Source organism: Streptomyces spongiae (genome assembly GCF_009377185.1).
GTDB classification, from domain to species: domain Bacteria; phylum Actinomycetota; class Actinomycetes; order Streptomycetales; family Streptomycetaceae; genus Streptomyces; species Streptomyces spongiae.
This window is the reverse complement of sequence record NZ_VJZC01000640.1, coordinates 1-5,479: the sequence shown is the minus strand read 5'-3', so window position 1 is coordinate 5,479 and position 5,479 is coordinate 1. Positions and strand designations below refer to the sequence as shown.

General features: G+C 70.6%; 6 protein-coding genes. 1 reads left to right on the top strand and 5 read right to left on the bottom strand.

Annotated elements, in window-relative coordinates; translation table 11 throughout:
* A partial coding sequence (locus FNH08_RS43550) for a PP2C family protein-serine/threonine phosphatase (RefSeq protein WP_152777036.1) occupies positions 1 to 992 on the bottom strand: 992 nt, incomplete at its 3' end.
* A 382-nt stretch (positions 993 to 1,374) separates the two neighbouring features.
* Positions 1,375 to 1,815 carry an SRPBCC domain-containing protein gene (locus tag FNH08_RS43545; protein WP_322726402.1) on the bottom strand — a complete coding sequence of 147 codons (441 nt, stop codon included), beginning with the start codon at positions 1,813 to 1,815 and terminating at the stop codon, positions 1,375 to 1,377.
* A 322-nt stretch (positions 1,816 to 2,137) separates the two neighbouring features.
* Between FNH08_RS43545 and FNH08_RS52715 the strand changes: the two genes are divergently transcribed.
* Positions 2,138 to 2,797, top strand: a complete 660-nt coding sequence (locus tag FNH08_RS52715) for a hypothetical protein (RefSeq protein ID WP_228034733.1) — start codon at positions 2,138 to 2,140, stop codon at positions 2,795 to 2,797.
* A gap of 523 nt (positions 2,798 to 3,320) precedes the next feature.
* Here FNH08_RS52715 and FNH08_RS43535 read toward each other — a convergent pair.
* The 3 genes from FNH08_RS43535 to FNH08_RS43525 form a co-directional block, all read right to left on the bottom strand.
* Complete coding sequence (locus tag FNH08_RS43535) at positions 3,321 to 3,734, bottom strand: DNA-binding protein (protein WP_322726401.1); 414 nt, start codon at positions 3,732 to 3,734, stop codon at positions 3,321 to 3,323.
* Positions 3,731 to 3,994, bottom strand: coding sequence for a CopG family transcriptional regulator (locus FNH08_RS43530; protein WP_152777035.1), 264 nt, complete (start codon positions 3,992 to 3,994; stop codon positions 3,731 to 3,733). Before FNH08_RS43530 ends, FNH08_RS43535 begins: the two co-directional genes overlap by 4 nt.
* A gap of 352 nt (positions 3,995 to 4,346) precedes the next feature.
* Entirely contained in the window at positions 4,347 to 4,880 is a 534-nt protein-coding gene (locus FNH08_RS43525) for a TerD family protein (RefSeq protein ID WP_322726400.1), read from the bottom strand.
* Between the last annotated feature and the right edge of the window lie 599 nt (positions 4,881 to 5,479).

The window sequence follows — 5,479 nt, the reverse complement described above, 5'->3', positions numbered from 1 at the left end:
TGGTCGGGCCGGGCGCCGAGCGGAGGGTCGGTGGCCTGGTCGAGGAAGACCACGGTGCCGTCGGGGCGGAGCAGGGCGGGCGGAGGGTGACCGGCGCAGCTGTAGGTGATCGACCGGTCGCCCCAGTCGACGAACGTCGTCGCCGCGGTGGTCGACTCGGCGCCCTCGACGGAGCGGGCGTACAGACCGAGGGCGTCCAGTGCCTGGGCCGGGCCGTCGGCGACGCGGCAGGCCGCGCTCAGGGCGCTGCGCAGCTGTCCCATCGCGCCGGCGGCCGCCAGCCCGTGGCCGACCACGTCACCGACGGCGACCGCGAGGCTCTCGCCGGGCAGGTCGACCAGGTCGTACCAGTCGCCACACACGTTCAGGGAGCCGACGGCGGGCCGGTAGCGCACGGCCGCCCCGTGCCGCCCGGTCGGGCCCGGCGGGGGCAGCATCGCCGCCTGCAGGGCCAGGGCGACCTCGCGTTCGTGGGCGTGCGCCCTGCGGAGCCGTTCGTTGACCTCCTGCAGTTCGCGGGCCCGCGTGTACAGCTCGGCCTCCAGCACACGGGCCTCCCGGTCGTTGTCCCGCCGGCCGAAGGCGCGGATGAGTTCGGTGACCTCCTCCACCCGGTGCACGATCAGCACGACCCGCCCCTCGGGGTCGCGTACGGGTGCGTTGACCGGGCTCCAGAAGTGCTCCTGCCAGTGGCCGGGCCGCGCGGGGTCCTCGATGTCGTAGCGGAGCAGCGCCATCGTGTCGCGCTCGCCGGTGGTCGCCACGCGGAGCATCGACGCCCGGGTCTCACGCATGCCGGCCGCGGCCGGTTCGTTGGGGTTCTCGGGGAAGACGTCGAAGATGTAGCGGCCCAGCAGCTGCTCACGGGTGCGCCCGGCCAGCCGCAGGAAGTCGTCGTTGGCGTCGGCGTACACCAGGTCGGGGGTGAGCAGCGCCACCATGCCGGGCAGGGCCCGGAAGACCGCCGCATAGTCGATCTGCGGTTGGCTCATGACCTGTCCGCCTCCGCGCCGAGCAACACCGTGCTGTTCCACGATAGGAGCGAACACGCCACGGGGCCCGCGCACCGCGGTGAGACGGTCACTCCGCAACCACGACGACCCCACGGCTTCGGAGGAACCCCCGATGTCCCCGGCGTGGCCTGAAGCGGCCCTTGCAGGCATCTTGCAGGTCTCGGTGACCGCAGGTACAGGTTCGCCTTCAGGGCGGAACATCATGGTGGCGGAGGTGACGGACACGCACCGGAGCGATCCGGCGGCGCACCCGGGAAACGAGCCTGCCGCCGACCCTGGACCCTGCCGTCTCAGGGACAGGCGGCAAGCTCGTACGGCCAGGACATGGCCAGGACGGGGCCAGGACGGAGCTGGGACACGGCTAGGACGAGGCCGAGGACTCCACCCGCTTCTTCAGGGCGTCGGTCATCAGCCCGAACCCCACCTCGCTCTGCCGGATGATCGAGCCGGTGACGGGAACGAGCACGCCGGTGAACACCTCGGTCTGCAGAACGTGCGTCCCGCCCTCGCGCGGTGTCAGCTCGAAGGCGTGCAGTCCGTCGAAGACACCCCTCACGCCGAGGCGCCCGCGCCAACGCAACAGCCGGGCCGGCTCGCTGACGAGCACGGTCGGCTTGAACACCATCTCGCGACCATTGCCGGGCAGCCGTAACCGCAGGCTGAGACGCTGCCCCGGCTCCACTCTGCCGGCCGCCTCCACCAGGAAGGGGTTCCACTCGTGGAACCGCTCGAAGCCGGTGAGGACGGACCACACCTCCTCGGGCCGGGCACTGATCTGGACTTCGGACGCGATGCGGCGCACGCTGCTGCGCTCCTTCCGCGGCCCCGCGGGGAGCCACTCACAGGCGGGTCGACGAGCCACGCTATAGGTTCAACAGGCCCCGCCACAGGTGACTTTGGCGCCACACAAGCGGCCCCTCAGCGACCCGTACGGGCTTCGGCCACCTGTGGCCGAATGCCATGACGGAGCTGGTGCTGGCCATCCGCGTGGGCCTGGCCCAGGGCGTCAGTCCCATGGACGGCTCCCGGGGTCCGTCCAAGCCGAGCTGGTACGCCTTTGCTGCGAGTACGCGCGGGCACACTGGCCCGGCCGCGCGGCGAAGACCCGGGACGAGGTCAGCGACGTGCTGACAACGATCACCCTGGCGATGTGCTGGGACATGCCGGGCCGGCCGAAGGGTCAGTTGCTACGCCGTGCCCTGCGGCCCTGGGCGTTTGTCGTGCCCGGGCCGGAGCAACGGGAGATCCCGGCGGAGGACCGGCTGGTGCTGCAATGGGTGGCGAAAGCGTCCCGGCCGCTGGTCGACCTGCATGATCCGGTCCTCGCGCGGGATGTGCTGGAGTCGCTGCGGCGCAAGCTGGATGGCGGTGAGGCGGCGGTGGAGACGATGCGCCGCAAGCGCAAGGTGCTGGTGCACGCGCTCCACTACGCCGTGGAGCGCGGCGAGTTGGGCAGTCACCCGCTGAACAGGGTTCGCTGGCGGGTGCCCAAGCCGGCGATCTCGGTGGACCCACGGGTGGTGGCCAACCCGCACCAGGCGCGGGATCTGCTGGACGCCGTCTCCTACGTGGCCGGCTACCGTCGTGCCCGCGGTCGTCGGCTGGTCGGGTTCTTCGCCGGCATGTACTACGCGGGTCTGCGTCCGGAGGAGGCGGTCGCGGTGGCGCTGCCGGACTGTCGCCTGCCTCGCACCGGTTGGGGTCGGTTGATCCCGCACCGCACGCTGCCGCAGGCCGGCAAACGGTGGACCGACACCGGCAGGTTCCACGACGAGCGGGTCTGAAGAACCGTCTACCGGGAGAGACACGGGTGGTGCCGTTGCCGCCGCATCTGGTGGCCATGTGGAGGAATCACGTCGCCACCTTCGGCACGGCCGACGACGGGCGGCTGTTCTTTACCGAACAGGGCCGGATCATCACCTACACCACCTACAACCGGGTCTGGCACGAGACCCGCGACCTCTCCCTGCCGCCCGCGCTCACTCGCACCCCGCTCGCCAAACGGCCGTACGACCCGCGGCACTCGGCCCTGTCCACCTGGTTGTGCGCGGGCGCCGACCCGGCCGAAGTCGCTCAGCGGGCCGGCAACAGCGTCGAGGTCCTCCTGTCCCGGTATGCGAAGTGTCTGTACGACCGGCAGTCCATCAACAACCAGCGCATCGAAGGGGTGCTGAGCGCCTATGACCGGCCCCCCGAGCCTGATGGGCAGTTTGAGGCGCAGCGCGCCCGAGCTGAAAGGCAAACCGTCAGGCGGCTGCGGATGCGAGCGGATGCTCCGGCCGGAAGCGGCATCCGGCGGCGGACACATCAGATCTTGATGACGGTGGCGCGCCCGCCGCACAGCACGGTGAGGTCCTCGGGGTCGGAGGACAGGATCGTGGCCGGGCCGGGGGCGGCGAGGGCGGTGGCGCTGAGCAGGGCGTCGATGGCGTACTTGTGGCCGTGCAGACCGGCGTCCGCGAGGAGGGCGGCGGCATGGCGGGCGGTCGGCTCGGTGACCGGTTCGACGACGAGGCGGGACAGCGTCCACTCCAGGGCCGGCCGGTTGATCCGGGGGTGGACCACCTCCACCAGGGTGGCCGCGGATGTGATGACCCGCAGGTCGTCGGCGCGGGCCAGGGCGAGCCAGCCGGTGACCGTGCGGTCGCGCAGCACGGCCTTGGCCAGCCCCTCACTGTCCAGAACCAGCGTGCCGCCGGGGACGGCGGGGGAGCGGGTCACGCGGCGGTCGCCCCGCCCTGCGTCTGCTGCTGCCGGGCTTGGTGGAGCTGGTCGCGCAGAGCCTGGATCTCCTCGTCGGTGACGGGCCCGTGCTCGGCCTCGCCGACCTGGATGAGCTCGTTGAGGTTGTCGCGCTCGATCTGCCGGGCCACGGCGGCGGCCACGTAGGCGGACAGCCCGGAAGGTCCACTGCGGGCCTTGGCGGCCTCGGCGATGTCGCGCGGCATGGTGATCGAATACTTGCCGGTAGGCTCGCTCATGCGACCTATCCTACCTCGTATCCTCCGGGGGCCTGGCTGGGCTGTGCTGATGAAAGGGCGCGGGTCCGGCCCGCCTGTCAGGGGCGGCGTCTTGATCGGTGGCGGTCATGCTCCCCTGCGTCTCGGCTCGCCCGCCAGACGACCAGCGGCACTCGACCCTGTCCCGTGCCAGGCTGTGCGCGGGTGCGGATCCCGTCCAGGTTGCCCAGCGCGTCGGCAACTGCGCCATGTGTCGTGATCCTCCTGGCCGGCCGTCTCGAGTGTCCGCATTGGCCGACGGTCCATCAATGATCAGCGCATTGCGGACGGAGCGGGCAGCGGTGGGCCGTGCATCTCTGCGCCGATTCCCCGGTCAGGGCCGTGGGGTGCTGCCCATCTCCGCGGTGAAGACCACGGGGTCGCTGTCGAACCCTCGGATCATCCTGTGGAACTCCCACGCGCCGGAGGTGTGCCGGGTGAACTCGGCGATCGTCGCCGCGGTGGATGCGGAGACCTGCGCGAAGTCGTCCTTCAGCAGCTCCTTGTATCCCTCGAGAACCAGTACCCCGGCGTTCGATATGTCGCCGAAGGTCTTGGGGCCGCTGTTCTGGTGGATCGCCACGCCCACGACCACCCGTGCGAAGGACGAAGCGAGGCGGTCGAGCTCCAGGGTCATCTCCTCGACGTAGCCGAAGCCCTGGCCGGTCTGGCTGTGCCGGCTCATGTTGATGGTGCCGTCCGGTGAGCGGCTGTCGAAGTGCACGACGTACACCGGCCGCCCGTAGGGGGCATCCGCCGAGTAGGTCGTGGCGATGATGTCGAGGTGGTGAGGGGGCTGATCCCAGGGACTCGGGTCCCACTTGAGCCGCACCTCGGCCTTCCCCACTCCCTGGCTGTCGCTGTTCACCGGGTTACTGCCTCTCGCCTGTCAAGCCACCACGGGATGGTCCCCCGCAACATCAAGTATGGTGCTCGGCCGACCTGTTGAAGCCTTTTGCGTGGCAGGCTGCTTCGACAGGCCGCCGCAGTAGTGGTGCGCGGGGCCGGGCAGCCTGTCGATCACGCGGTCGAGCGGTGCTGTCTGCCCGGGGGTGCAGGTACCCGGTTCGGAGGATCCTCCGCGCATGTCCACACGCTGTGGACAGCGGAAGCTCCGACTCGCCCGTCGGCTGCGAGGACACGCATCCTCCACCCATCGGCCGCTCTCACCGGCGGCGCGCACCGCCTGCGCGCCTGGGCGGAGTACCGCTGCGAAGCGGCATCAAAGAAGCGTAAAGATTGCCGGAATGCGGCAATGAAATGGATGGCCCTCGCGTGTGAGGATCCTGTCACGCGGAGGTCGGCGACGGGTGAGAGGGGGACGGCACGCATGGCCTGGTTTCTCGGAATCGGCATCACGGGGGTCGTGCTGCTCGCTCTGTCGCTGGTCTTCGACGGGATGCTGGACACCGCGCTCGACGGAGCGCTGGGCGGCGTCCTGGACGGGTGGCTGTCGCTGCCGGTCGT

Coding starts and splice junctions, on each gene's coding strand:
- FNH08_RS43530 (WP_152777035.1), bottom strand. CDS start 3,994: ATGAGCGAGCCTACCGGCAAGTATTCGATCACCATGCCGCGCGACATC.